Origin of the sequence: Salinispira pacifica, assembly GCF_000507245.1 — a bacterium.
Classification (GTDB): Bacteria; Spirochaetota; Spirochaetia; order DSM-27196; family Salinispiraceae; genus Salinispira; species Salinispira pacifica.
Genome location: NC_023035.1, coordinates 944,723 through 969,979, shown reverse-complemented (window position 1 = coordinate 969,979; position 25,257 = coordinate 944,723). Strand labels below are relative to the sequence as shown.

The following is a 25,257-nucleotide window of genomic DNA, read 5'->3' as shown; positions in this document are numbered from 1 at the left end:
AGGATATTGCTGGATAGTAGCATTGAAGCGGCAAACACTCAATAATTCTGTATTGAGTTTCCTGGAAGCGGCTTTCCGCTTCCAGGCCGAAATGCATTGTCTCAGCCCGGAACCACCACATAATCATCATACCCAAGGAGCATACGTGGATTACTTTTCATCCCGCAGAACAGGACGGGAATCAGCACTACTGCACAGGAGCCCGGGTAAAACCCCGTATCTGCCGATTGTATCAGTTATTTTGTTTCTTTTGCCGGTGACCGCTTTAAGCCAGCAGCCCCTGGCCGAGGATGCCTCCCGGCTGGCCCCTGAAGGAATACCCCGGGGGGATTTCCGGGTGAACGCCGCTCTTCCTCTTGAGGGAAACATTCTTGAAGCCCTGCCTGAGCTCAGCCCAGTTGAGCGAAGCAGCTTTCTGGAGTCAGGAGAACTGATTTACCGGCATGGAAAAGATTTTATCCCCCGGGTTCTGCCGGACCGGCGGGCAGCCCGACAGGTCAGGAATCAGCACCTGATGGAAAACAACAATTTCGCCATCGAAATGCTCATGGCGTTGAAGCTTCCGGAAAATATGGCCCGGGAGCTCAGTGCCGACGAACTTGAACTGGAAATTTTCAATCTCCTGCACAGGATATCCACCCTTGCGGGTCTGGATTACTTTTCCGCCAGCAGAGGACGGATGCGGGAGTTTTATCTCAGTTCAACCATCGTGGAGAGCGAGGATGATATGACTGCGCTGCCGGACCCGGTGTTCAGCTCCCTTCAGGAAGCGAGCCGGTTTACCATGCGTCAGGAGGATGCAAGTTTCGGGGATAATCTGTACTCGGTGGAAATCACCCCGGGTGTAATATCCATTCGCAACATCAATCCAATGACCTATAATTTTATCCGCATTGCCGCCCCGGGAGCGCTGGAGCTGCAGCTGCGAATCATTCCCATGGGAGATCACTTGCTTTTCTATGCATTTTCCAGTCTCAGAGCCCCGAAAATCTTCGGCATTCAGAATAAACTGAGCAATAGTTTTTACAACCGGATGACAGCGCTGTATACTTGGTTTTCAAGACAGCTCTATCTAACAGAATTCTAACATATTCCTAACAATTGTCCTAACATGAATATTGTTACATGTGAGCTGCTTCTGAGGAGAGGATATGGATTATCGATTAAAGCTGAATGAAGAACTTACCGCGGTTTATCAGCAGGTATTGAAGATGGGAACCTTGGTGGAAGAATCCCTTCAGAAAGCAATTAATGCATTAATACATCGGGATGCGGAACTCGCTGAACAGGTGATTACGAATGATTTTCAGATTGATACGTATCAGAGCACAATCGAAGATCACTGCACCAAGATCATTGCTACCGAGCAGCCGGTGGCCAGCGACCTGCGAAATCTCGTGACAGTAATTAAGATTGTTTCCGATCTGGAACGGATCGGGGATCATGCCCGGCATCTGGCAAGAAGCCTGGAAAGCATTGACCAGGCCACCATGGACAGCCTGCTGCCTGATATTGAAAAGATGACCAAAAAAGGCATTGAGATGGTACATCAAAGCCTCACTGCTTTTTCCCGATTCGATTCACGACTGGCAAGAAAAACTGCAGAGATGGACGATCAGCTGGATGAGCAGCACAAGCTGCTGTACAACAAAATTATCAGCATGATGAAACAGGATCCGGATAAAGTTGAGGCCGGAGGCACGCTTCTGTTTCTCAACCGTTTCCTGGAGCGGCTGGGCGACCATGTCACGAACATTTGTGAATGGATTGTGTATGCCAGCAGCGGAAATCACTCGGAACTGAACTGACGAAACCCTGCAGTGCAGGCTGATTACACTTTGCAGAAGGAGAGGATGTGGCCAAGGAGAGCATACTGTGCGTTGAAGATGAACCGGATATTCTGGAGCTGATCCGGTACAATCTGGAACGGGAAGGATACACTGTTTTTACCGCAGATACCGGCGAAAAAGGCCTCTCCATGGCAGCTTCCCATCACCCGGCACTGATCCTCCTGGACTTGATGCTGCCGGGACTGGACGGCCTGGAAGTATGCCGGCGGCTGAAAAAGGATCATATGCTCTCGCATATTCCTGTGATTATGCTCACTGCAAAAACCGAAGATTCTGATATAATCACCGGTCTGGAGGTGGGAGCCGACGATTACCTCAGCAAACCGTTCTCACCGAAAGTACTTATTGCCCGAATCCGATCTGTTTTACGACGGGTCCGGGGTGAGGTTGAAACCCTCAGCCAGGAGGACCGGATAAAGATTCATGATATTCTGATAGATGTAAGCCGTCATGAAGTTTTTATGGGTGCTGAAGCAATCGACCTTTCGGCCACAGAATTCGCAATCCTGGAATTCCTGGCACGCAGCCCCGGCTGGGTGTTCTCCAGAAATAAAATCATCGATGCGGTAAAGGGAAAGGATTATCCTGTCACCGAACGCTCGGTTGACGTTCAGATTCTCGGTCTGAGAAAAAAGTTGGGTACCCACGGGGATTACATAGAGACGGTCCGGGGCGTGGGATACCGGATGAAGCCCCAGGAAGAGTAATCAACCATTACCCCTTTTTCCAGCGGCGGAACATATGATGTTAGATACCACATTGAAAAAAAGGCTGTTGCCCCTGCTGTTCGCGGTGCATCTTCTGGCTGCATTTATTCTCATCAGCAGTATTTCCGTGCAGATTCAGGTTAAGATTCAGCAGGAAATAGAGGAAGTGCTGCATCACCATATTTCGGTCAGCGGCCGTCTCTTTTCCCTTCTGGGCAGCATGGAAATGCAGCAGCTGAAGTCAAATCCGGATAATGTGACCAACAGTCTGGCTCCCCGGATAAACCCGGTGGATATCCGGTCCGGGAGCGGACACAGTTCCAGCCTGACCCGGTTTTATTTCCTTAAGGACCTACTCTCCAGCGATAACTATCTGCGAAATCTTGAGGAGATTCGGGAAGCAGTCCGGGGAGAAGACGGTTTTTCTTCACGGGACAGTGAAGATCCCCGCTTCCATGTGTACGGGGCGGCCCGAATCATATCCGGCGGCGGCGATGATATACTGGCCCACAGCGTGGTGAGCCAAAACTACATTTCTCAGCTCACAGCGTACTCAGCCGTAGTGATCAGTTTCACTCTTCTGTTCCAGCTTGCAGCCCTGGTTGTCTTTTCATTGCGTGTGCTTAATACGGTGAACAAGCCTTTGACCCTGATTCAGGATTCCATTGAAGATTATGCGGCGGGACGACTGGACCGGAAACTGCGTATCCGTTCAGACAGCGGTCTGGAAAAAATGGGAGAAGCACTGAACAGGATGTCTTCCAATCTTAACAAGCGGATTTCAGTCCTTCGGAATCAGCGTGAAGAGCTTGAAAGCATTCTCTCCAATATGCAGGAAGGGGTGCTGGTAATCCATCACGGTGAGCGGATTCTCATGATCAACCAGACCTTTCTGGATATGTTTGGTATTCATAAAACTGCAGAGACCTGCCAGGGATACCGCATCACCGATATTTTCCGAAGTTCGGATTTGAACTCCGCCGTTGAAGCTCTTGAGCACGGCCGAAAAAACCTGACCCGGAAAATACGGTCATATGATCCTGACGGTTCAGGCTTCCGCAGTCTGTATATGAACGGCGTATTTGTTGACCCTCCTGAAACCCCGGGGGGACGAATTCTCATTGTTCTTCATGATATCAGCGAAATCACCAGACTTGAGAAAATCCGCCGGGATTTTGTTTCAAATGTATCTCATGAGCTCAAAACCCCCATTACAAGCATACAGGGCTTCAGTGAAACCCTGCTCTCGGGAACAAGAGAACCCCAGGAAGTTGAGCGCTTTATGGCCATCATTCTCCGGCAGTCCCGCAGAATGGAACATATCGTAACCGATCTTCTCACCCTTTCAAAAATTGAGCAGCAGGAAGCTACCATTCATATGCAGGACTGCAATATCGCCGGCCTGATGAAGGAATGCCTGGAGCTGGTGGAAGACGAAGCCCGGAATCGGGAGGTGAACCTTCGCCTTGAAATGCCCGATCTTCCCATGCTGATGCTCAACCCGTTTCTGGTTGAGCAGGCGGTGGTGAACCTTCTGGAAAATGCAGTAAAATACAACACCCCCGGCGGCGAGGTGCTTCTGGAAGTTCAGCTCAACCCGGCCCAACCGGCGGAGCCGGAAACCCTGAACATTGCCGTTCAGGATAACGGTCCGGGCATTCCAAAGAGGGATCTTCCCCGTCTATTCGAGCGGTTTTACCGGGTAGACCGGGCCCGAAGCCGCTCTCTGGGCGGAACGGGCCTGGGTCTGGCCATTGTGAAACATATCGCCCAGGTGCATGGAGGGTCTGTATCGGTGGAAAGCGAAGTCGGGAAAGGAAGCCGCTTCTCCATTTCTCTGCCATACCGACGGGAGTCAGACACATAGATTAACCGTCCTGCGGCCTTCCAGGGCTGATACGGGAGTCGGCTAAATACCGGCGATTCTCAGCACCACCTGCAGTCCGCCGATGAGAGCACCTAACACCGCCCCGAAAATATTAATATACTTCAGATGTCTGGCTATTATTCCCAGCAGCAGACCCTCAACTTCTTCTATGTCCAGACTGTTGATCCTGTCCACCACCATGCGGTACACATCGAATCGCTCAACCAGAACGGGAACCGCCCCCTCCAGAATTCCCGTTATAACTGAGGCTGCGGCTGCGGGAAGCTCGGAATCCTTCTGAACATCTCTGTCGTCGCCTTTTGTCCCGTCTGTGCCGGCGGGTGGTGACTGTTGGCTTGCTTCCCCCTGCTGCCGGGCTTCCAGAATAATTCCCTGGATGAGGCTGCGAAACTCTTCTCTCCGACCGGGGGAGTCCAGCACTTCATAGAACCCGTTGTAGAGCTTCATCAGGATGTGCTCCAGGTCCATGGATGTTATGCGCAAGAGTATGTCGTTCACATTGCCGCTCCCCAGTACGCCCCTGCTCACCAGATCTGCCAGCCTGCGGGGAGCATCCCCCTGGAGCAGAATACTCCGGAAGCGGTTGAGCATCCGGTACAGGTTGCGGCTGAGAACTATGCCGTAGGTTTTCTCCACGTCCTTCAGGCCCTGCCCCTGAAGTTCTGCAATGAACTGATGCAGGGCCATGAGGATTTTCTCCCGGTTATCCCGGGAACGGAGGGTGTCTTCCAGGGTGCGAAGAAGATCCCTGACAATATCCGGCATGTTCTCTTCAAGGGTACGATCGTACTGACCTGCACTGAGCATCATCCGCTGTACGGGCCGCAGTCTGAGCAAAATATCTGAAAGAATCCGTTTGCCCCGGCGTACCAGCTCCCTGCGGATATCCGGGCGTCTGAGAAACGCCATGAGTCCGTTGACCCCGGGGGTATAGAATCTGTCAATGACATGCATGGTTCGGGAAAGCTGCACCCTGGTGAAAAATTCACTGATTCTGGTGTTCTCAGATTCATGCCGGCGAAGCCAGAGCACCAATGCCCAGCTGAGTTTTCGGTATGCGTTGCCCTCAATGAGATTTCGAAACAGGGTTTCCAGAGAATCGCTTTCATAGAGCCGTGAAGGAAGAATTGTGTCCAGCCCCCGTTTTCCCAGCCCTGCGGACAGCCGCTCAATGAGAACTCTCAGAAGATTCCGGGTTACATCCGCAGTAAGGAGGGGAACCAGGAGCTTTTCAATGCTTCTGATTTTTGCCTCCACATCTTCAACGGTCTGCGGCCCAGCTTCCGGCGTTTCGTTTGATGTTTCGTTTGATGTTTCGCTGGGTGTTTCGTCGGCTTTTCCCCGGGGGTTTTCGCCGGCCAATGTTGAGGAATCGCCCCGGTGATCCTGCTTGCCTGGAGTGAAAATCTGCCGGATCTGGAGCACCAGCCCGTGCTGAAAGGCTTCTCCGCGGATATGACCGAGTATCACCTGGGTATTGAACAGACTTCGGCTCACCATCCGGGCAATGCTGTGGGCAAGCTGTTCCCGTTGTCTCGGGATGATTCCGGGGGTGAGGGGCAGCGGAATGCCGAGAAAGAATTTTCTGGTGAGCGGACGAAACAGCATGCGGATTGCCAGTGCATTGGTAACATATCCGATTACCGCACCCAGCAACGGAGGCAAGGCATAAATCAGCATCTCGCGGACGGCCATAGCTTTAAAACCCCTGGGTCTCGGCCATCCGGCCGGATGCATTCAACGCTTCGTCTCTGCTTGAGTAGAACTCAAGCCCGGCTGCAAAAGCCCATGCAGAGGAATGCTCCCCGTGATCATCATTCAGAGCGATTTTATACCAGTAATCCTGACGGGAATAGAGCAGTTCTGTTTCCAGGCTCTGTTCAAGGAGCTCGTGGACATCTCCCTGCCTGGCAAGCCCCGCCACTTCGGATTCTATGGATGCTTCAGTATACAGCGGAAGATAGCTGAAGCGGATAACCGCCCAATCCTGTCGGAGGGATAGGACAGGGGTCGGAGGGAGAGATAATTCAGGAATCTTTTCTTCCGAGCAGGATCCTAAAATCAGCAGAATGCTCAGTATCATCATGAAAACGGATATACGTTGGAAAACTTTTACAGCCTGCACCCCGATTCCTCCGGATCAATTTTTCATAGATGATGAAATCTGAAACAGTATAGGATAAAATGGAAATTACATGAAGCCTATAAATTCAATTGCTACATACCGCAAGCCTGCAGCTGCGATCCTGATGGCGTTCATACTGAGCATCCCCGCACTTTCCGCCCAGCCCTCCAATGGCAGGGCCCCGGATTTGGGGATATTCGGGGAACTGGGGCAGTCAGCCCGGGTAACCCTGTTTTCCAGGCCGTCCCTCAAGGCCGTTCAATATAATGCCTATGTACGGGCAGGACTTACCTTCAGTCAGGCGGCCGGAAGATTCTTTGTATTTCCGTCTCTTGCCTTTCACTACACGCCTGCACCACGGGCTTCGGAAGGTACCGTTCTCAGCGTCCGGGGGGATACCATGCTGGATGCCGGGCTGGGAGTTCATTTCAGGCTGGCCGGCGGAGAAAAAACACCGGCCGCCCCCATGTGGCTTGGTGTGTCATTTCACGGCAATTTCGGGAAATTTCTGAACAGCAAGGTGTTGTTTTTTTCACCCGGAGCCGCCGTCCGCTTCCGCTTTGCTCCCTTTCCCGGGAAGCTGGACCCCCGGAACACCCGGGAGCCGCTGCACTGGAGCGGACGTCTTCGCAGCGGGATTTTTCTCCGGGGGGATATTCGCGGGGATGATTCTCTTCTCATTACAGGAGGCGCAAGTGCCGGATTTTCCTGGTAATCTGCATGCCCGGACCTCCGGGCTGAAACCCGGCTGCAGGTCCGGTGGGTGGAAGCTCTTTTTTCAAAGGAGCATGCGTACTGCGGCAATGTTCGCCCTGAGTATGCTGATATTATCCGGCTGCAGCTTCACCGGCGGGTTTGGCGGGGAACGCTATGCTCTGGTATACGGCATCGGCAGTTACAGCAATATCAACGATCTGCCCTTTGCTGCCCAGGACGGGGTGGATATGCGCCAAACCCTGGAAGCCCAGGGGTATACCATTCTCTCAACCCACAGCGGTCCGCAAGTCACCAGGAGCGAAATGCTTGAGGATATCCGGATGGCTGCGGACAGCATTACCGAACATGATGTGCTCTTTTTTTATTATGCGGGACACGGAAGCCAGAGCACATTCCTGGATGCCGATGGAGATTTCCAGCGTACGGAATACCTGGTCTTTTCCGACTACAGCAGCGGTTCCAGTGACGGGCTTCTTTCCACAGATGATTTTTACACTGAACTGAGCGGAATAGCAGCCCTTCATGCGAGCATTGTAATGGATGCCTGTAATTCCGGCGGCTTTCTCCCCCCCGATACCTACGGGGTGGATGCTCTTCCCGCAGATTATCGCCATCCAATAGCGCCTTCGGATGATGGAAGCAGCGGGTACCTGGATGCCTTTCGGGATTTTTTTTCACATGACGGATACAGGGGAATCAGCATGATCTCTGCGGCCGGTGCGGATGAATTCAGCTATGAGTGGACCGATTTTTATGCCGACAAGCTTAACATTCCGGATGAGTACCGTGACAACGGTATTTTTACCGGTTTTTTTCTTGAAGCATCGGCAGTGAATGACCGGGGCCATATGAACGGCGATGCCAACTCCGACGGAGCCCTCACCCTTCAGGAAGCCTACGCATACAGCTTCACCCGGCTGGATGAGAGCTGGAATTCATATTGGCGAAGTCCGGAAAACATGTTTCAGACCACGGAAGGAGGGGATGATCCTGTGTACTACCCCCACATCAGCGGAGGAACCGTGGATCCGGTAATTTTCCGGCTGGAGTGGCGGCAGTAGCAGGCAGAAACGGATCACATCTCTTGTAATTGCTCTATTTCATCCCGGATCACCGCGGCCTGCTCAAACTCCAGATTTTTTGCATGTTCCAGCATTTCATTCTCCAGCACCTTGATCAGTTTTTTACGCTGGGCGGGCACCATAATATTGAAATCGGACTTGATAATTTCGATATTCCGCTGCTCATCCTCCCGTTTTTCCTCTTTTTCTCTCTGGAGGATATCGTGAATTGCCTTCCGGATGGTTGTGGGTGTTATTCCATGGGCCTGGTTGTATTCCTTCTGAATGCTCCGCCTGCGGTTGGTCTCGGAGATGGCTTCCTTCATGGCGTCGGATTCCCTGTCGGCGTACATAATCACCCGTCCGTTCTCATTTCTGGCGGCCCGTCCGATGGTCTGGATGAGACTGGTTGCCGAACGGAGAAATCCGATCTTGTCCGCATCCAGAATGGCCACCAGTGATACCTCGGGAAGATCCAGCCCCTCTCTGAGCAGGTTGATCCCGACCAGAACATCAAATTTACCCTGCCGCAGCTCAGTAAGAATCTCCACCCGTTCGATGGTTTCAATTTCAGAGTGAAGGTATCTGACTCTCAGCCCCATATTATTCAGGTAATCGGTCAGATCCTCCGCCATTTTTTTTGTCAGAGTGGTCACAAGAACCCGCTGGGATTCGGCGATCCGGAGCTTAATTTCCTCGTACAGGTCCTCTATCTGCCCCCGGGTGGGGCGCACATCAATTTCCGGATCAAGAAGCCCCGTGGGGCGGATAATCTGTTCAACCACCCCGCCGGCTTTCTCAACTTCAAGATTCCCCGGGGTTGCGCTCACATAGAGGGTATCATTGCACAGATTTTCGAACTCCGCATAAAAGAGGGGACGGTTGTCCAGGGCTGAAGGCAGCCTGAATCCGAAATCCACGAGGTTCTGTTTTCTTGACCGGTCCCCGGCAAACATTCCGCCGATTTGGGGGACGGTGACATGACTCTCATCGATGATGGTGAGAAAATCATCAGGGAAATAGTCCAGCAGCACCGCCGGACGTTCTCCTTCGGTTCGGCCGGTGAGATGGCGGCTGTAATTTTCTATTCCCGAGCAGTATCCCATCTCCTCCATCATTTCGAGATCATACTCTGTCCGGCTTTTAATTCTCTGAGCTTCAACCAGCTTGTTCTGGGAAAGAAGAGATTCGTGCCAGTGATCAAGCTCTTCTCTGATCACCGACAGACTTTGCTTCATTAACTCTTCGGGCATTACAAAATGTTTTGCGGGGTATATCATCAGCGTTTCCAGCTCTTCCAGAACATCGAAGCTCACCGGATGTATCCGGCTGATTCGGGTTATCTCCTCCCACTCCAGCTCTATGCGGAATCCGTCCTCCGAATAGGCGGGAAATATTTCGATCACGTCGCCCCGTATGCGGAAAACTCCCCGGTGGGGCACTGAATCATTCCGCTCATACTGCATTGAGACCAGTTCTCTCCGGAATTCCTGGAGGTTCAGCTGGGTTCCGGTATCGAGACGGACCCTCATGTCCCGGTAATCCCGGGGGCTGCCCAGTCCGTAAATACAGGAAACGGTGGAAACCACAATCACATCCCGACGCTCAAGGAGACTGGTGGTGGCCGCCAGCCGGAGTTTTTCGATCTCGTCGTTAATGGATGCGTCTTTTTCAATGTACAAATCTTTACTGGCAACATAGGCCTCGGGCTGATAGTAGTCGTAATAGGATACAAAATACTCCACCGCATTATCGGGAAAATACTCCTTGAACTCACGGTACAGCTGGGCGGCCAGGGTTTTATTGTGGGAGACCACGAGGGTGGGCTTCTGCAGCTCTTCGATAACCTTGGCCATGGTAAAGGTTTTTCCCGAACCGGTGACCCCTTTCAGTGTTTGAAAATGACTGCCCGACCTGAACTCCTTCACCAGAGACTTGATTGCTGCCGGCTGGTCACCCGAAGGTTCGTATCCTGATGTTACCTGAAATTTCTTCATTCACTTCCCCGCGTTTCCCGATGTAGTTTGGTGTTCACTCCGTGCCGGTGTTTTTGCACCTACGGCCCAGATTACCGAAAAAACCCGGCGCAGACTGCGTACAACAGCCGCCGGGTATGTTGCGTCAGTTCAGCAGAAACTGTTCCGGGCGCTTTATCAGCTCAACCTGTGTTTCCCTCCGGCGGCCGCCGCGGTAGTACACCACATCCACCACATCCCCGGGCCGGTTATCCTCCAGCGCTTCGTAGAGATGGGCGATTGTATAGGTGGGGGTTCCGTCTATTTCAACGATAACATCCCCGCCAAGATAAATAATGGTATTTCCGTACCGTACAGCGTTGTTTCTGCTGCCGCCCCGGAGTCCGGCTTCAGCCGCTTCGCCTCCGGAATCTATTCTGCTGATCAGAATTCCCCGGTCCACCGGCAAATCCGCATAGCTCACCAGTTCGGGAAAAAGCTGGATGGGGTTAATGTCGAGCCAGCCCCGGTTCACCTGACCGTATTCCAGAAGATCGGGAAGCACCCTTCGCACCGTATTAATGGGAACGGCAAATCCCACTCCCACGCTTCCGCCGCTGGGCGAATAAATCATGGTATTTACACCGATAAGACTGCCGGAAGAATTCAGCAGCGGACCTCCGGAATTACCCGGATTAATGGAAGCATCCGTCTGAATCATTCCCTGAATGATGGTACCGTTTGAATTCTGGATGGGTCGTCCCAGACCGGAAATTACTCCGGTGGTGAGGGTTCGATCAAAACTGAAAGGATTTCCGATGGCGAGAACCTTCTGCCCTACCCTGAGTTCCGACGAATCTCCCAGGGGAATTGTCTGCAGATCTCTGTCGCCCGGATCGAATTTAAGAACCGCCAGATCATTTTCCGGATCGCTTCCCACGATTTCCGCCTCAACCCTTTCGCCGTCGGAAAGGGTGACATAGACGGCCACCGCATCTTCAATGACATGTACGTTTGTGAGTACATATCCCCGTTTGTCTATGATGCTGCCGCTGCCGGTACTCCCTTCCTGGGGAACCGGTTCGAAGAAGAATGAGTAGGAAATCACTTCGGTGCTGACGTTTACCACCGCCTCATTCCTCATCTGATATACCTGAATATTGTTATATTCATCTTCAGTGAGGGACTCACTTCCGTCGAACGCCGGCCTGATATACGGGTCATCGCTTTGCAGATCCAGCACAGGCTGAATTCCCTGAACGGATTTCCCCTCTGTTTCCGTCCCATCCCGGGCGATAGTTACCGGTTCGTCCCGGTTCAGCCACGGCAGGTTGATGAGCCCGAAGCCCAGGGCCAGGATCAGGGTAAGCATCCCGCCCAGAAGCACCAGCATGATGTTTTGTCGTAAATCCTTCTTCCTCATAGGAATAATATACAAAAGAGAAGATCATTTTCCTATGGGGATCTGTTCAGTTACCCCTGGGGTTTTAAAGAAATTCCGAAAATGCCTGGGGCTCCAGCAGGGTTTTGGCCATGCTGATATGGCTTTTGTCCACTTCCCTGCCATACTGAGCAGAATTTATTCCCGGTTTGCCGGATTCGGGAGCCAGATCCCGAAGGGTCAGGCTGATTCGCAGCAGGTTCAGGGCTCTGCGGGAACTGAGGGCGCCGTTTTTCTTCATTTCAGAGAACACCTTCCTGCCTTCAGGGGAAAGATTCTCAGGCTTCTGTATATCCACCCAGCCGGCATATCCGTTGAAATACCCTTTACCTGTTCTTTCCAGCTGGCGATCCCTTGCAAGACGGATTCTGGCTGCAAGTTGCTGTTCATCCCGGGGTAAAGCCAGGGCATCAAGAATCTCATCAGCTCGGCTGAAATCCGCCTCCCCGGCTGAACTGAAATAATGGCGCAGTTCTATACGGTCATACACCGCCCCCCCAAGCCGGCTCCAGTATCCGTGGAGCTGACGGTCACTGCACAGACACAGCGCATCATTGCGCCCCCGGTTTCCGCAGGGACAGACATTCATGGTAAACGCATACACGGCCACACAGGGATACATGCTGCTGCTCTCCGCCCGCACCACCCGTATGCGGCCCTGTTCCATGGGTTCACGGAGATTCTGGAGTACGTTTCTGTGAAATTCAGGGGCCTCATCCAGCAGAAGAATTCCTCCATGGGCCAAAGATATTTCTCCCGGTCCAAGGGAACGGCCGCCTCCCAGCAGGCCCTGAGCTGAACTGCTGTGATGAGGTTCACGGAAACAGTTCCCGCATTCTTCAGTTGTACCGAATTGAGCATCCGAATTCCGCAGATGAATCTTCATCTGCTCCCGAACCAGGTCCCCCGGAGCAGGAGGCATGAGACGGGAAAGATAGCGTACGGCAGTTGTCTTCCCCGACCCCGGCGCACCATACAGAAGGAGATTATGCATTCCTGCGGCACAGACAGCCAGCTTCAGTCGGAGAAGAGGGGAGAAAAGCTCCGGCTCAATATGATCGGCCGAGGCAGCGCGGCACTGCACCATGCGGGGTTCGGCGCCGGGGTCCGAATCGTAGCCCTCCGGTGCTGAATCCGGCTGCAGGGCATCCTCCAGGTTTTCCATGCCTGTAAGAGGCAGGCCGGTTATGTTCAGCGCCGAAGCCCGTTCCAAAGATTCACGGGGAATGCATATCCGATGAAATGCCTGAGCCTGGGATGACAGCAGGGCGGCGAGATCGTCCCGGGATGAACGCAACAGCCCGGTAAGCCCCAGTTCTCCGCAAAAAAGCCAGCGCTCGTTCTCAAAGCACTTACGTATCTGCCCTGAAGTCTTGAGAATCGCCATTGCCACGGCGAAATCGTATCCGCTGCCCATCTTTTTCACATCGCAGGGACTGAGGTTGATCAATATTCTCTTTTGAGGGAATCTCCATCCGAGACTACCCAGGGCAGCACGCACACGCTCCCTGCTCTCCTTCACTGCGGAATCCGGCAGGCCTACAATGGTGAAGCTGGGAAGTCCCGGCTGAATATCACATTCCACCTGGACTATTTTTCCCTCATAGCCGGTGGAGGAAAAACTGAAAATCTCCATCCATCACCCCCCGTCATTCAGCGTCCGCCCGCTTTACAATATCAGGGAGTGAAATGCAACCCTCGGCATGTGACGGACCCTCACAGCATTAACCGGAAAAAGACTTCCCCTGATTGCACGCTTTGGAAAATCGATAGGAAGGGAACATCGATGGGAGGGGAAAACAGATGCGGAAGGATGGTCTGCCCCCGGCATGCGTCCGGAGGAAGTCAGTCAGCGATTTGCAGCGATACATTGCTGTACCAGTTGATCACAGCGTTCGTTGAGTTCAATTCCGGCATGGCCCTTGACCCACCTCCATTCAGGCTGAACATGGCCGTTCACCTCATCAAGGGTCATCCAGAGATCCCGATTTTTCACTGGCTTCTTTGCGGCGGTAAGCCAGCCCCGGCGCTTCCAGTTATGAATCCAGTCGGAAATTCCGTTTTTCACATACTGTGAATCAGTGTGGATCCGCACCTGATCAATCTGGTGCACTCTGCAGTAGTCAAGGGCTCTGATAACCGCCTGAAGTTCCATTCTATTGTTGGTGGTATCCGGATCGAAACCGGAATCTTCTATGGGGGAATCCGGCAGGTCGATGACGAATGCCCAGGCCCCCGGGCCGGGGTTTCCGATGCAGCCTCCATCGGTGAATATTTCTGTTTTCATACTGTTACTCTTGTATCCTATTCCTGAAGTGATTAATATGTGAAGCCATGGTATACAGATTTAAAGTGAGTGGGAACCCTCGTGCGATTCTCACAGTGGCAGTCATGGTTATCCTTATCAGTACGGCATTTACTCTTCTTGTCGCCCTGGGAGGCGAGTCCGGCCTTCTTTTCGGGCTTCTCTCTCTGGCCGGAGCCTTTCTGCTTTTCAGATATTTCATGCAGCATAAAAAAAGCTATGTGGAAACCACTGAAGACAAAATCATCTGTAAAACTTCAAACGGATCAGAAATTCGAATGACCAAATCCGATATCAGTCACTGCGGCCTCGCCCAGGGGAAACAGGGAAAAATGCTGTATATTTACTGTGAGAATGATGATCAGCTTCTGACCATTCCCAACGATTTCCACAACTTTGACCGGCTGGTACAGGAAATCGCCCCCCTTCCCGGATTTGAAAAGAAAACCCTGGAAGGCAGGTCGGCAATTATCTCCTACCTCTCATCCCGGCTGGGTGAACAAGAGGATGTCAGCAGTAATCGCCCTGCACATGATGAAACATAACACTGCCATTCGGCAGTGAAGGAAAATCTACCATGTCTGCCCCTGCACCTGCCTACTCCTCTTCACCCAGGAATACCTGTGCATGGTTCAGTGCTGATAGCCACTTATAGGGAGATACAAAATCCTCTTTGAATTCGATGGTGGTCAGAGTATTATTCACATAAAATTCCAGCTGCTCACTGTTCTGCACCCCGATTCCGGAGAGAGTCCGGATCTCATACTCAATTGACTCCTCCCCGTGTAAAACAAGGGATGTTCCGCTGAATTTCAGGGTACCCCACCGGGAAAACCGGCTGAAAGTTTTACCATCAGGGGCGTAGGCAAAACGTGCTGGTCCGTCTTCAAAAATGGCCTGTCCTGTTTGGCCTGATATAAGTGAAATTAGCCTGTCCTGCTGCCATTGATCCCACAGGGCAATATCGGGAAAACTGTTTTGAAACGTTGCTTCGGATGGAAACCCATAACGATTAATCTCCAACTCACCTGAGCACACCGTGCACCTGAGGGAATTATTCCGGCTTCGAAGACTGCCGATGGAACCGCAGTCCGGGCATATGAACACCGCATGCTCAATACCCCTCGCCCTGTCCACAGCCGGAAGCTCCCTGGGATGTTCTCTGAGGTAATCCCACTCGTTATGTTCCAAAGCAATTTGCAAACGGGCATTCAGCTGTGCAATGCTGAGACTTCGGACCTCATTCTCAGTAAAGAGAAGGGAAAACTTCATCACTATTCCCGGTGCGAGAATACCTCTATGCCAGCGGGGTTCGGAAATATAGCCGCCCTGTATGTTCACGGCTACCACCGGCGCTCTGAGAAGGCGGAGGAGTTTTCCCGTTGAAGGGGTTATCTCCATGGTTTTGCCCGACCAGTTGGTGTGGCCCTCGGGAAAGATTCCGATAATGCCCCCGCAGCTTCGCACATCCATCAACGTGCGGAGAGACCCCATATCTGATCGAAACTTTACCTTCGGTACCGCCCCCAGCAACCCCAACAGCCAGGCGAGAAAGGGTTTCCGGAAAACGAAATCTGATGCGATAAAGTTCACCAATCGTTTCAGGCCGATAGTTGCGATAAACGGATCCCATTTATTCACATGGTTACCCAGCAGAACATATGAACCTTTCAGATCTCTGATTTCAGGGGGTATTTCAAACTTGACCCGGTATCGGGTAATAAAAAACAGCCAGGCGAAGGGGCGGATTAGTATATAACTCAGTTTTTGAATTAAAAAACGTCGACATGTTTTCTGCATAATGACCTCAAATATTTAATTGAGTTCGATTATACCATAAAATTGCGTTTGACAAACTCATTTACGTCGTCAACCGGATGAGTTAACCCCAGCACCATCACCTGTGTTTTCCCCTGATAGTGGACTGGAGCAAAAAACGCACCTGCAATCCTTTCCTTCTGAGAAGCAAAAAGGGGAAACTGAGAATGAAGCCGGGACGAGCCCACATAGAGCATTTCCTGATCTGAGGCCACCTGCTTCATGGTGTTGATATCGACAGCTGAAATCCTTGAAAAATCCGCCTTGCTGAAACCAATGGAATTGCTCAAATCAGCATCCTCATCAATATCGATGATTACAGCAGACTGGGCGTTCACCTGTCTGGTGAGCTTCATCATGGATCGAAGTTTCTTACTGGCAGGGTTGGAGAACTGTTTCTCAAAATCGTCGTACTCGATTCCTCTTTCAGAGGTGCTGAGACTGCCCTCGGAGGAGCGGTGGTGGTAAAAGGCTTTATCGGCAAAATCATCTCCGCCTTCTGAAATACGCTCCTGGGAAAGCATATCATCTAAATCCAACTCCTCGGCCTGGAGAATCTTATGTATGGACTCATCACTGTCAGAATCATCCTCTGAAGTATCAGAACCAACAATCTCATCCACCAAGTCCTTAAAGTCTCTCCGCCCGGGTGCAATTCCTGAACTGTACAATTCATCGGAAACATACGGAGTCCCTTCAGCATCCTCCCGAATGGCAGGACCGGAACGACTGCGGCTATGTTGTTCCATGAGCAAATCTTCAAGGCTCACCCGAAGTACAACTTCGCCATTATCTCCCGGGGCGGGCTGTACACCCCCCAGATCTTCAAGATCTTCCAGGTCTTCCAGGTCTTCCAGGTCTTCAACGTCCTCCAATTCTTCTGGCTGGCCAAGACCGGCTCCATCGGTGTATATATCCTCCACATCCCGGAGTTCATCCAAATCTTCAAGTTCGGCATAATCGTCGGGTTCAAAATCAGTCACATACCCGATTATCTCCGCTTCAACCGCCTGATCAAGAACTGCTATGGTCGACTGACCTCCGAAGCCGAACATACGGTATTCACCCTCTTTAAGACTGGAAATACCATGATATACAGCAGGGCTTTTCAGTGAAACTACATCATGAGCAGGAGCCACCGAATCCTCCCCCATCTGTTCAAGAAGGTTTTGGGCTTCCGAAGGCCTCATATCCAAATCAAACTCTGCAATATCCGGCAGTTCCAGACGAATATTATCCAAAGCTTCATCCACATTAAATGCCTGAACAATGGGGCTGCTTTGCAGTTGGGAATCATCCGCAAAGTATCGGGGAGATTCTTCCTGAGCATCCTGCTCAAATTCTACATCTTCATCGATATAGATGGTCTCGGTTTCAGGTTCAACATCGGTATAATCGGCATCATCACTCAGGGCATCCTCTGAAAAAGTTTCCTGAAAATCAAAGTCAGTTCCGCTGACAAGCTCCTCGATTCCATCTCCGGAATCCGCCATAGCAGAGGCAGGGAGTCCTTCAGCACCTTCTTTTCCGCTTTCTGAAAGATACTTCTCATACCGTCCATGGTTCCCGTCATCATCGCCGCCGGAATCGGCATAATCCTCGCCTTCCACATCCATCAGAGCAACTGCATCGTCCATGGGTTCAGTTTCACCGTGGGACACGGCCTCGGAAATTTCTTCCAACACCTCCGTCGGCTCTTCCGCTGATTTTTCACTGCTCTCTTCACCGATTTCATCGCTGAGCTCTTGAACCGGTTGGAGATCATCCGCGGCTTCAAGGTCTTCCACAGGCTGGAGATCATCGGCGGCCTCAAGATCTTCCACCGGCTGCAAATCGTCCGCGGCCTCAAGGTCTTCCACCGGCTGCAAGTCGTCCGCGGCCTCGGATATTTCTTCCAGCTTGTCGTCTGGAGCGGCGGAAGAAGGCGGGGCGGGCTTCCCGGCGTCAGCCCCCTGGGTTGATCCGGGGGATCGGCCCAGATATTGCGGATTTATGCCAGTATGCTCCAATCTGGCAAGGATATTCTCAACAAGTTGTTCCAGATGAGCGGGGTCGAAGTTCACATTTGCACTGCTTTGCAGCTGGTTGTTCATTTGCCTGCTGCCCAGAACATCCAGGATATCTTCCCAGCTGCTGTCGATGAGTTCGCCGTATCGCTGGGAATCCCTGTCGGAAATTCCTTTGGTGAGCTGCTTCTTCAGATCGTCCTTGCGAACTCTCAATTCTGTCTGCCATTTCTGAAGATCCACGTTGCCTTTTTTATCCACCGCTTCTTTCAGCAGATCCAATTGGAATCGTTTGACTCTGTCACGCACAACAACTTCACTGTCCTGTCTGAGGTTCAGCAATAACAGCAGTACAAGAAACCCGGTAAAGAACAGCGTAGCAGATAAAAAGATTTTCATTGCTGATGTAAACTCAAGTTCATCCAGAGGGATCAAAGATACGCTGCTGATGTTTTCACCCTCAGCAATGCGGACAAGCACATCACCCTGGTTTTGAATATTCAAGGTGATATCCTCTTGGGTCATCAGTGCATTCCAGCGCGTTTCCAGAGTTGAAAGAAGATTCTCAGACTGTTCGGGGGGATTCAGTATCATCCCGTCAGGGGGGAAGATTTTTACCGTCTGTCCGTAGGGGATCAGTCTGTTTCGCGTGAGTATGTTATTGAGGGAACTGGTATTGATTGAGGCCAGTGCGTAGCCGGAGAATATATCAACATTGTTATACACAGGAAACATATATTCAATGAGTTGAAATTCGCTGTTGATATGGCGTTTTCCTGCATCTGACTGCAGATCCACTTCAGATGCACGTTCCCGTAGGCTGTCGACGCTGATATCCAACTGTTCAACCGGCAGGTACCGAATTCCTGAGGCTCCCCGGGATTGGATATCGGAAAGGCGACTTGAATAATGCAGTTGGGAAAAATCATCATCGAAAACCCGGAAACTGACAAATGCCGGATAATCCCGGATCAGGTTTTGGATAATTTCGGTTCTTCTATTAATATCAGCCTGAACCTGATTCACGGCATAACTGCTTCTGATAGATTCATCGGAAAGAATTTCCTGAAACCTTTCAAGCATGCCGTTTTCATATTGAGAAAAAACTTCATTTACTTCGTTCAGAGATTCATCGACTGTTTCCAGGACACGGTTATTGTAAAATTCGGTTTCGATTTTCTGAAACAGACCGGTTTGGCCTAGTACCAAAAAAGAGGCAGTGAGAATCAATGCGACTGTGAAACTTATCAGAAGTTTTTTAATATTGCTCATAGTTACTAATTCCGGACAACACCTCTAATACTATATCGACATTTTACCGGGAATACAAAACTCTTTTTCGGTGAAGCGAATGCTGCAAAAAAAGACCCCGGATTTTTCGTATTCCACGAATCCTCCGGGGTTTGATTGGCGGTAGTGTATGTGTGCCGGTTTGTTACAAAACTGACGTACAGACCACCGTATATGCTGTGTGATGCTGCTCTGTTCGATTACTCTTCAGTTGAGCGATCCACCAGCTCGAGAATAACCATCTCCGCTGCATCGCCCTGGCGCTGACCCAGTTTGTATACCCGGGTATAGCCGCCGTTGCGTTCCTTGAAGCGGGGACCAAGATCGGTGAAAAGCTTGGACAAAATTTCCTTGTCTTTTATTCTCCGTCCGACCATCCGTCTGTTATGTACGGAATCTTCTTTTGCTCGGGTTATCATCTTTTCAGCAGTCCGGCGGATTTCCATTGCCTTTGTTTTGGTAGTTTTTATCCGCTCATACCGAAAAAGAGATGTAACCATGTTTCGTGTTAATGACTCCCTGTGACTGGCCTTTCGGCCGAGGGGGTTAAATCCGATTCTATGCTTCATCGTTTACATCTTCCTTATTTTCCGGTACCCGGGTGGTTCCCCGAAGAGAACTGTAATCCGTCATTCCGAGGCTCAGGTTCCACTCTTTGAGTTTTTCCTTGATCTCCTGGAGCGACTTCTTCCCGAAGTTCCGTGTTTTTGCAATTTCATCTTCAGTTTTTGAGGTGAGATCACCTATGGATTTGATGTTCGCATTCTTGAGACAATTGCTGGACCGAACCGAGAGTTCCAGTTCTTCCACGGGTGTCTCGAGTATTGCCTGAATGCGGGCGTTCTCTTCATCCACATCTTCTTCGGCAAGAATATCGTTCTCGTCGAAGTTGATAAATATGGTAAAATGGTCCTTGGCAATCTTCGCCGCTTCAGCCAGAGCATCGTCAGGCTTGATAGTTCCGTCGGTCCATATTTCAAGAGTCAGCTTATCATAATCGGCCCGGTTCCCTACACGGGTATTCTCTGTCTTGAACACAACCCGCTTAATCGGCGAGAAAATTGCATCCATGGGAATGGTTCCGATTATCTCGATATAGTTTTCATTCAGCTCGGCTGGAACATATCCCCGGCCGAGATCTATTTGAACCTCTATCTCCAAATGTGCATTCGGCATGCACGTAAGAAGATGAAGATCATTGTTGATTACTTCGATCTCAGAATCAACTTCGAGACTGGCTCCGGTAATCTCTCCCTCGCCTTTCACTTCAACAAGAATATTTTTCTGTTCAGTGTCTTCGGGGAGTTTAATCTGAAGCTGTTTGAGGCTGCTGATGAGATCTGATGTATCTTCAACAACCTCGGGAATTGATTCATATTCACTGGACAGCACGTGAGCATTGCCTTCAGCATCGTAGGAGGTAATCCTGATCGCGCTGATAGCATAGCCCTGTATGCTGGACAACAGTATCCGCCTCAGGGTATTTCCGATGGTTGTACCGTATCCCCGTTCAAAAGGATACGCAATAAAACGACCGTAATCCGGAGTAACTTCACTGTGCTCGAAGGTAATTCCCTTTGGTTTTTTAAAACCTTTTAACAGGTTTTTACGTGCCATGTATGCTCCTTGGTTGTATAGGCGAGGTTAATTACTGTAAGAACCTGAACCCCGCCTGGTTCCACTGGATCTTCTATCTCATACTATCGGCGAAGGGTCGGTATTCTGAAGCATAGGATGTATACTAAAGAATACACTGACCCCCGATGGCATCAGACTCTTCGAGTCTTCCGCGGCCGACAACCGTTATGAGGAATGGGAGTTACATCTTTGATGCTCTTCACACGAAGGCCCAGATTTCCCAAGGAACGGATTGCAGATTCCCGTCCCACACCGGGACCCTTTACATACACATGTACTTCTCTCAATCCGTAATCCATTGCCTTTTGAGCTGCAGTTTCAGCTGTTGTCTGAGCTGCATAGGGAGTGGATTTTTTTGCTCCCTTGAAACCCAGTCCGCCGGCACTCGCCCAGGAAACGGTATTACCTCGAAGATCGGATACGGTAACAATTGTGTTGTTGAAGGTGGCCTGAATATGAACCTGTCCTTCGTGTACCGTCTTTTTCTCTTTCTTCTTTCTGCTAACCTTAGCCAATGATTAACCCTCCAGGGTAACTACTTTTTCTTGCCTGCAACGGTCTTCCGCTTACCCTTTCGGGTTCGGGCATTTGTCTGTGTCTGCTGCCCGCGGACTGGAAGTCCCCTTCGATGACGAAGACCGCGATACGATCCGATATCCATAAGCCGCTTTATATTCAGACTGATTTCCGTCCGAAGGCGGCCTTCCACTTTGTAATCACTTTCAAGTATTCCGCGCAGAGCGTTTGTCTCTTCGGAATCAAGCTCATTTGTACGCTTATTTCTGGGAATTCCTGCTTTGTCACAGATTTCCTGTGCGGAAGTATGGCCAATCCCGTAAATATACGTAAGAGCTATTTCAATGTGCTTATTCGGTAAGTCTACACCGGCAATACGAGCCATTCAAACTCCTCCTACTTCTGTCTCTGCTTATGCTTGGGATTATCACAGATAATGCGTACAACCCCCCGCCGCCGAATAACTTTGCAATTGTCACAGATTGGCTTAACACTAACCCGTACTTTCATAATTCGTCCTTTTTACTTTACAAGTTCCGGGACTTAATGCGTCCCTTCTTTGTAAGACCATCGTGGTGATGCATTCGCAGTTGCCCTTCAATCTGACTCATCAGATCAAGGTCAACACCAACAAGAATCAGCAGGGAAGTACCACCCATCAGGTATGCAACCTGAACCGGAAAGTCAAAAACTGACTGGGCGATGGTTGGTATGACTGCTATGAACGCCAGAAAGAGCGCGCCGGGAAGGATAATCCGATTGAGAACCTTCGACATATGCTCTTCCATCTTTTCCGCCCGGATACCGGGTATAGAACCGCCATTCTCCCTTATCTGCCGAGAAATTTCAATGGGATTCAGGGAAACCTGGGTGTAAAAGTATGCAAAGAAGACAATTAGGAGCGTGTAGATAATGATGTAGGGTGCTCCATCGGGACTCAGGAATCTCTGCAAACTCTGAAGCCATCTCACATCCGCAGCCAGACCGCTTGCGATCTGAATGGGAAATGTCAGAATGGAAGAAGCAAAAATTACCGGAATAACCCCGGACGGATTGATTTTGAATGGAATGTAGGTGCTCTGAGCCCCGTACATTCGGCGTCCAACAACCCGCTTTGCATAGTTCACCGGAATTTTCCGCTGACCCCGCTGTTCATAAATAACAAGTACAATTACGGCGACAAACATCAGAATTGCAAGCATTACAAACACCGGATTCAGCCCGTTGAGCATTTCCTGATACAGTGACCAGAATGCACCGGGCATCCGCGCAACAATACCTGCGAATATGATCAGGGATATACCGTTACCGATACCTCTCTGATTGATCTGCTCTCCAAGCCACATGAGAAACATGGTACCCACGGTAACTGAAAGCATGGCGAATATGGTGAACACAAATCGGTTATCCAGGGCAATGGCGTCGGGAATGCTGTTCGCATACTGACGAATTACCAAAGACTGCATGAGTGCAACCACAACGGTTCCGTAACGGATATACCGCTGAATCTTCTTGGAACCGCCCTCTTCCATCTGAAGCTTCTTCAGGGAAGGGAACACCAGCAGCATCAGCTGCATGATAATTGACATGGAGATGTAGGGCATAATACCCAACATGAAAACAGAAAAGTTTGAGAATGCGCCGCCAGAGAAGAAATCCAGATATCCGGTGATGCTCAGTCCGCTTCCCGCCTGGGAGGCGGTTATTGCATTCTGAATGGCGCTGACATTGATACCGGGAATGGGAATAAATGTTCCCACCCGGTAAATTACCAGCACACCCAGGGTGAATAAAATTCTGTCCCGGAGATCCTTGATTCTGAATATGTCGAGCAACGCATTATTCGCCATCGTTCTGTTCCTGTGTATCAAGTACTTTGAGTTCTGTTACAGTTCCGCCGGCTTTTTCTATCTTTGCCTTGGCAGACTCGGAAACCGCAATGTATTCGACGCTGAGTTTTTTCTTGATTTCACCATTACCCAGTATCTTCACGTTCTTTTCCCTGCTCTTGATCAGGCCTTTTTTTGCAAGGCTTTCGAGGGATACGGTTTCTCCACTTTTATAATTCTGCTGCAGAGCGTCCAGATTCAGTACGGCAACCTTGGTCTTGAAAGGATAGTTACTGAAACCCCTGCGGGCAATCCGGCGGTACAGAGGCATCTGGCCACCTTCAAACCCCGGGCGTACTCCGCCGCCGGAGCGTGCGTTCTGACCGTTGTCACCCCGGCCGGCGGTGAGACCAAGGCCGCTGCCCTGTCCCCTGCCGACCCGTTTGCGACGACGGGTTGAACCTTCAGGTTTCTTCAACATGCTCATTTCTTCAGCTCCTCAACCTCAAGGAGATAATCAACTGTATTGATCATTCCCTGAATCATGGGATTCAGTTCCTTCTCAATCGACTGGTTAAGCTTTCGCAGACCCAGAGCTTCAACAGTAGCTCTGTGTCTGGGCTTCCGGCCGTTGGGACTCTTTTTCAACGTAATTCGTACCTTCATAGCTTAACCCCACAGCTCCTTCAGGGATTTACCCCGGTCGCTGGCAATTTTCTTAGCATCCATTACGTTCTCGAGACCGTTGAAGGTGGCTTTTACAACGTTAATTGCATTCTGACTTCCCAGGGACTTGCTGAGCACGTCACTGAGACCACCAAGCTCGAGGATTGCACGAACAGCACCGCCGGCGATTACTCCCGCACCGGGGGCGGCAGGCTTCATAAGTATGGATGAGCTTTTGTATTTGCCGGTAATCTTGTGGGGAAGCGTACCATTCTTAATGGGTACAACTACCAGGCTTTTCTTACCCTTCTCAACGGCCTTCCGGATGGCTTCGGACACATCGTTTGCTTTACCGAACCCGAAACCGACACGGCCCTTTTTATCTCCCACAACCACCAGAGCGGAAAAGCTGAAGCGGCGTCCGCCCTTTACAACTTTTGCTACCCGGTTAAGCTGGATCAGCTTTTCACTAAATTCTTTGTCTTGATCGCGATCGCGACCTCTGTTTCTCCGATCCATCATTCCTCCCTAGAATTTGATACCGGACTTCCGGGCACCATCAGCGAAGGCTTTAATGACTCCGTGATACAGTCTACCATTTCTGTCAAAAACGACTTCCGTCACCTTCAGTTCCTTCAGTGAGTTACCGAGGGCTTCACCAAGCTTTGCGGCGTCTTCAACGTTTACCTTGAGAGCGCTGTACTCTCCTCCCTGGGTAGAGACCGATGTAATGGTATGACCCTTTACATCGTCAATAACCTGGGCATAGATATTTTTGTTACTCTTGTAAACGGTGAGACGGGGACGTTCAGCGGTACCGGTAATCTTTCTCCGGACACGCATTTTCCGTCGATTCAGTCTTTGTTTTTTCTCAACAATTCTCTTCATATCAATGCCCTATTATTTGATACCGGTCTTTCCTTCCTTGCGGCGGATGCGCTCATCTTCATAACGTACGCCCTTACCCTTATAGGGTTCGGGGGGTCTTAATGAGCGTATTTCCGACGCAACGCGACCGACCAGAACTTTATCGTTACCTTTAATGATAACCTTGTTCTGTCCCTCTACCTGTACCTCAACACCTTCGGGGATTACATACTCGATCTGGTTTGAAAAACCAAGATTCATGAGAATGCTCTGTCCCTTCACTTCGGCACGGTAACCAACACCATTTATAATCAAAGCGCGTTCAAAACCCTTGGTAACTCCAATAACCATGTTATTCAGAAGGTTCCGGTAGAGTCCGTGAAGACTTTTTGCTTCTTTGGATTCATTCTTCCGGGTTACAACAATCTGATTATCTTCAGATTTGAAACTTACCAGGGGCTTGTATGTCTGGCTCAGACTTCCATTTGGTCCCTTCACGGTAAAGGTGTCGTCGGTTACATTGACTTCCACACCCTGTGGGATCGCCACAGGCAGTTTTCCAATTCGTGACATGTATT

At 50.6% G+C, this 25,257-nt stretch carries 25 protein-coding genes and 1 pseudogene; 7 read left to right on the top strand and 19 right to left on the bottom strand.

The window, feature by feature from the left end:
• Nucleotides 1–145 precede the first annotated feature (145 nt).
• The 4 genes from L21SP2_RS04270 to L21SP2_RS04255 all read left to right on the top strand — a co-directional run bounded on the left by L21SP2_RS04270 (nt 146) and on the right by L21SP2_RS04255 (nt 4,424).
• The gene (locus L21SP2_RS04270; protein WP_024267266.1) at nt 146–1,087 is read left to right on the top strand and encodes a DUF6675 family protein; all 942 of its coding nucleotides are present in this window, start codon (nt 146–148) and stop codon (nt 1,085–1,087) included.
• 64 nt (nt 1,088–1,151) lie between these two features.
• Nucleotides 1,152–1,808 carry a phosphate signaling complex protein PhoU gene (gene phoU / locus L21SP2_RS04265; RefSeq protein ID WP_024267265.1) on the top strand — a complete coding sequence of 219 codons (657 nt, stop codon included), beginning with the start codon at nt 1,152–1,154 and terminating at the stop codon, nt 1,806–1,808.
• A gap of 47 nt (nt 1,809–1,855) precedes the next feature.
• Nucleotides 1,856–2,557, top strand: coding sequence for a response regulator (locus L21SP2_RS04260; RefSeq protein ID WP_024267264.1), 702 nt, complete (start codon nt 1,856–1,858; stop codon nt 2,555–2,557).
• A gap of 34 nt (nt 2,558–2,591) precedes the next feature.
• Nucleotides 2,592–4,424, top strand: a complete 1,833-nt coding sequence (locus L21SP2_RS04255) for a sensor histidine kinase (protein WP_081719460.1) — start codon at nt 2,592–2,594, stop codon at nt 4,422–4,424.
• A 42-nt stretch (nt 4,425–4,466) separates the two neighbouring features.
• Here L21SP2_RS04255 and L21SP2_RS04250 read toward each other — a convergent pair whose 3' ends face one another.
• Nucleotides 4,467–6,140 carry a DUF445 family protein gene (locus tag L21SP2_RS04250; protein WP_024267262.1) on the bottom strand — a complete coding sequence of 558 codons (1,674 nt, stop codon included), beginning with the start codon at nt 6,138–6,140 and terminating at the stop codon, nt 4,467–4,469.
• A gap of 4 nt (nt 6,141–6,144) precedes the next feature.
• Complete coding sequence (locus L21SP2_RS04245) at nt 6,145–6,531, bottom strand: hypothetical protein (protein WP_144082918.1); 387 nt, start codon at nt 6,529–6,531, stop codon at nt 6,145–6,147.
• Nucleotides 6,532–6,640: 109 nt separating this feature from the next.
• On the opposite strand from L21SP2_RS04245, the gene L21SP2_RS04240 reads away from it, so the two are divergent.
• Together L21SP2_RS04240 and L21SP2_RS04235 are read left to right on the top strand one after the other, a co-directional pair.
• Nucleotides 6,641–7,285 (top strand): hypothetical protein, encoded by a 645-nt coding sequence (locus L21SP2_RS04240; protein WP_041401164.1) that lies wholly within the window; start codon nt 6,641–6,643, stop codon nt 7,283–7,285.
• Between the two features lie 73 nt (nt 7,286–7,358).
• Nucleotides 7,359–8,348 (top strand): caspase family protein, encoded by a 990-nt coding sequence (locus L21SP2_RS04235; RefSeq protein ID WP_169730419.1) that lies wholly within the window; start codon nt 7,359–7,361, stop codon nt 8,346–8,348.
• A gap of 14 nt (nt 8,349–8,362) precedes the next feature.
• On the opposite strand, the gene uvrB is transcribed toward L21SP2_RS04235, so the two are convergent.
• The 4 genes from uvrB to rnhA form a co-directional block, all read right to left on the bottom strand.
• The gene (gene uvrB / locus L21SP2_RS04230; protein ID WP_024267258.1) at nt 8,363–10,345 is read right to left on the bottom strand and encodes an excinuclease ABC subunit UvrB; all 1,983 of its coding nucleotides are present in this window, start codon (nt 10,343–10,345) and stop codon (nt 8,363–8,365) included.
• A 124-nt stretch (nt 10,346–10,469) separates the two neighbouring features.
• The gene (locus L21SP2_RS04225; protein ID WP_053335576.1) at nt 10,470–11,726 is read right to left on the bottom strand and encodes a S1C family serine protease; all 1,257 of its coding nucleotides are present in this window, start codon (nt 11,724–11,726) and stop codon (nt 10,470–10,472) included.
• Nucleotides 11,727–11,790: 64 nt separating this feature from the next.
• Nucleotides 11,791–13,380 (bottom strand): YifB family Mg chelatase-like AAA ATPase, encoded by a 1,590-nt coding sequence (locus L21SP2_RS04220; RefSeq protein ID WP_024267256.1) that lies wholly within the window; start codon nt 13,378–13,380, stop codon nt 11,791–11,793.
• 213 nt (nt 13,381–13,593) lie between these two features.
• Nucleotides 13,594–14,031, bottom strand: a complete 438-nt coding sequence (rnhA, locus tag L21SP2_RS04215) for a ribonuclease HI (protein WP_024267255.1) — start codon at nt 14,029–14,031, stop codon at nt 13,594–13,596.
• Between the two features lie 104 nt (nt 14,032–14,135).
• Here rnhA and L21SP2_RS04210 point away from each other — a divergent pair, with 104 nt between their 5' ends.
• A complete protein-coding gene (locus tag L21SP2_RS04210; RefSeq protein WP_024267254.1) occupies nt 14,136–14,594 on the top strand; it encodes a hypothetical protein in 459 nt (152 codons plus the stop codon).
• A 52-nt stretch (nt 14,595–14,646) separates the two neighbouring features.
• Here L21SP2_RS04210 and L21SP2_RS04205 read toward each other — a convergent pair whose 3' ends face one another.
• From L21SP2_RS04205 to rplF, 13 genes and pseudogenes are all read right to left on the bottom strand, one after another.
• Nucleotides 14,647–15,849, bottom strand: coding sequence for a lysophospholipid acyltransferase family protein (locus L21SP2_RS04205; RefSeq protein ID WP_024267253.1), 1,203 nt, complete (start codon nt 15,847–15,849; stop codon nt 14,647–14,649).
• Between the two features lie 29 nt (nt 15,850–15,878).
• Nucleotides 15,879–19,145 carry a hypothetical protein gene (locus tag L21SP2_RS04200; RefSeq protein WP_024267252.1) on the bottom strand — a complete coding sequence of 1,089 codons (3,267 nt, stop codon included), beginning with the start codon at nt 19,143–19,145 and terminating at the stop codon, nt 15,879–15,881.
• Nucleotides 19,146–19,366: 221 nt separating this feature from the next.
• Nucleotides 19,367–19,732 (bottom strand): annotated as a pseudogene (rplQ, locus tag L21SP2_RS04195) (50S ribosomal protein L17); the annotation flags it as partial.
• Nucleotides 19,722–20,780 carry a DNA-directed RNA polymerase subunit alpha gene (locus L21SP2_RS04190; RefSeq protein ID WP_024267250.1) on the bottom strand — a complete coding sequence of 353 codons (1,059 nt, stop codon included), beginning with the start codon at nt 20,778–20,780 and terminating at the stop codon, nt 19,722–19,724. The gene L21SP2_RS04190 and the pseudogene rplQ, both read right to left, overlap by 11 nt.
• A 152-nt stretch (nt 20,781–20,932) precedes the next feature.
• Nucleotides 20,933–21,316 carry a 30S ribosomal protein S11 gene (rpsK, locus tag L21SP2_RS04185; RefSeq protein WP_024267249.1) on the bottom strand — a complete coding sequence of 128 codons (384 nt, stop codon included), beginning with the start codon at nt 21,314–21,316 and terminating at the stop codon, nt 20,933–20,935.
• Nucleotides 21,317–21,336: 20 nt separating this feature from the next.
• Entirely contained in the window at nt 21,337–21,702 is a 366-nt protein-coding gene (gene rpsM, locus L21SP2_RS04180) for a 30S ribosomal protein S13 (RefSeq protein WP_024267248.1), read from the bottom strand.
• Nucleotides 21,703–21,713: 11 nt separating this feature from the next.
• Nucleotides 21,714–21,827: a 50S ribosomal protein L36 gene (rpmJ, locus tag L21SP2_RS17915; protein WP_081719457.1), complete on the bottom strand. Its 114-nt coding sequence runs from the start codon at nt 21,825–21,827 to the stop codon at nt 21,714–21,716.
• A gap of 17 nt (nt 21,828–21,844) precedes the next feature.
• Nucleotides 21,845–23,167, bottom strand: a complete 1,323-nt coding sequence (gene secY / locus L21SP2_RS04175) for a preprotein translocase subunit SecY (RefSeq protein WP_024267247.1) — start codon at nt 23,165–23,167, stop codon at nt 21,845–21,847.
• Nucleotides 23,157–23,633, bottom strand: coding sequence for a 50S ribosomal protein L15 (gene rplO / locus L21SP2_RS04170; protein WP_024267246.1), 477 nt, complete (start codon nt 23,631–23,633; stop codon nt 23,157–23,159). The genes secY and rplO overlap by 11 nt, the downstream gene beginning before the upstream one ends.
• Nucleotides 23,630–23,812, bottom strand: coding sequence for a 50S ribosomal protein L30 (gene rpmD / locus L21SP2_RS04165; protein ID WP_024267245.1), 183 nt, complete (start codon nt 23,810–23,812; stop codon nt 23,630–23,632). The genes rplO and rpmD overlap by 4 nt, the downstream gene beginning before the upstream one ends.
• A gap of 3 nt (nt 23,813–23,815) precedes the next feature.
• The gene (gene rpsE, locus L21SP2_RS04160; protein ID WP_024267244.1) at nt 23,816–24,331 is read right to left on the bottom strand and encodes a 30S ribosomal protein S5; all 516 of its coding nucleotides are present in this window, start codon (nt 24,329–24,331) and stop codon (nt 23,816–23,818) included.
• Between the two features lie 9 nt (nt 24,332–24,340).
• The gene (gene rplR, locus L21SP2_RS04155) at nt 24,341–24,706 is read right to left on the bottom strand and encodes a 50S ribosomal protein L18 (protein WP_280113280.1); all 366 of its coding nucleotides are present in this window, start codon (nt 24,704–24,706) and stop codon (nt 24,341–24,343) included.
• A 6-nt stretch (nt 24,707–24,712) separates the two neighbouring features.
• Entirely contained in the window at nt 24,713–25,252 is a 540-nt protein-coding gene (gene rplF, locus L21SP2_RS04150; protein WP_024267242.1) for a 50S ribosomal protein L6, read from the bottom strand.
• Between the last annotated feature and the right edge of the window lie 5 nt (nt 25,253–25,257).

Excerpts from the sequence above, each read along its gene's own strand:
- phoU (WP_024267265.1), top strand. The coding sequence starts at position 1,152 with ATGGATTATCGATTAAAGCTGAATGAAGAACTTACCGCGGTTTATCAG.
- L21SP2_RS04255 (WP_081719460.1), top strand. The coding sequence starts at position 2,592 with ATGATGTTAGATACCACATTGAAAAAAAGGCTGTTGCCCCTGCTGTTC.
- L21SP2_RS04250 (WP_024267262.1), bottom strand. The coding sequence starts at position 6,140 with ATGGCCGTCCGCGAGATGCTGATTTATGCCTTGCCTCCGTTGCTGGGT.
- L21SP2_RS04245 (WP_144082918.1), bottom strand. The coding sequence starts at position 6,531 with ATGATGATACTGAGCATTCTGCTGATTTTAGGATCCTGCTCGGAAGAA.
- L21SP2_RS04240 (WP_041401164.1), top strand. The coding sequence starts at position 6,641 with ATGAAGCCTATAAATTCAATTGCTACATACCGCAAGCCTGCAGCTGCG.
- L21SP2_RS04235 (WP_169730419.1), top strand. The coding sequence starts at position 7,359 with ATGCGTACTGCGGCAATGTTCGCCCTGAGTATGCTGATATTATCCGGC.
- uvrB (WP_024267258.1), bottom strand. The coding sequence starts at position 10,345 with ATGAAGAAATTTCAGGTAACATCAGGATACGAACCTTCGGGTGACCAG.
- L21SP2_RS04225 (WP_053335576.1), bottom strand. The coding sequence starts at position 11,726 with ATGAGGAAGAAGGATTTACGACAAAACATCATGCTGGTGCTTCTGGGC.
- L21SP2_RS04220 (WP_024267256.1), bottom strand. The coding sequence starts at position 13,380 with ATGGAGATTTTCAGTTTTTCCTCCACCGGCTATGAGGGAAAAATAGTC.
- rnhA (WP_024267255.1), bottom strand. The coding sequence starts at position 14,031 with ATGAAAACAGAAATATTCACCGATGGAGGCTGCATCGGAAACCCCGGC.
- L21SP2_RS04210 (WP_024267254.1), top strand. The coding sequence starts at position 14,136 with ATGGTTATCCTTATCAGTACGGCATTTACTCTTCTTGTCGCCCTGGGA.
- L21SP2_RS04205 (WP_024267253.1), bottom strand. The coding sequence starts at position 15,849 with ATGCAGAAAACATGTCGACGTTTTTTAATTCAAAAACTGAGTTATATA.
- L21SP2_RS04200 (WP_024267252.1), bottom strand. The coding sequence starts at position 19,145 with ATGAGCAATATTAAAAAACTTCTGATAAGTTTCACAGTCGCATTGATT.
- L21SP2_RS04190 (WP_024267250.1), bottom strand. The coding sequence starts at position 20,780 with ATGGCACGTAAAAACCTGTTAAAAGGTTTTAAAAAACCAAAGGGAATT.
- rpsM (WP_024267248.1), bottom strand. The coding sequence starts at position 21,702 with ATGGCTCGTATTGCCGGTGTAGACTTACCGAATAAGCACATTGAAATA.
- rpmJ (WP_081719457.1), bottom strand. The coding sequence starts at position 21,827 with ATGAAAGTACGGGTTAGTGTTAAGCCAATCTGTGACAATTGCAAAGTT.
- secY (WP_024267247.1), bottom strand. The coding sequence starts at position 23,167 with ATGGCGAATAATGCGTTGCTCGACATATTCAGAATCAAGGATCTCCGG.
- rplO (WP_024267246.1), bottom strand. The coding sequence starts at position 23,633 with ATGAGCATGTTGAAGAAACCTGAAGGTTCAACCCGTCGTCGCAAACGG.
- rpmD (WP_024267245.1), bottom strand. The coding sequence starts at position 23,812 with ATGAAGGTACGAATTACGTTGAAAAAGAGTCCCAACGGCCGGAAGCCC.
- rpsE (WP_024267244.1), bottom strand. The coding sequence starts at position 24,331 with ATGGATCGGAGAAACAGAGGTCGCGATCGCGATCAAGACAAAGAATTT.
- rplF (WP_024267242.1), bottom strand. The coding sequence starts at position 25,252 with ATGTCACGAATTGGAAAACTGCCTGTGGCGATCCCACAGGGTGTGGAA.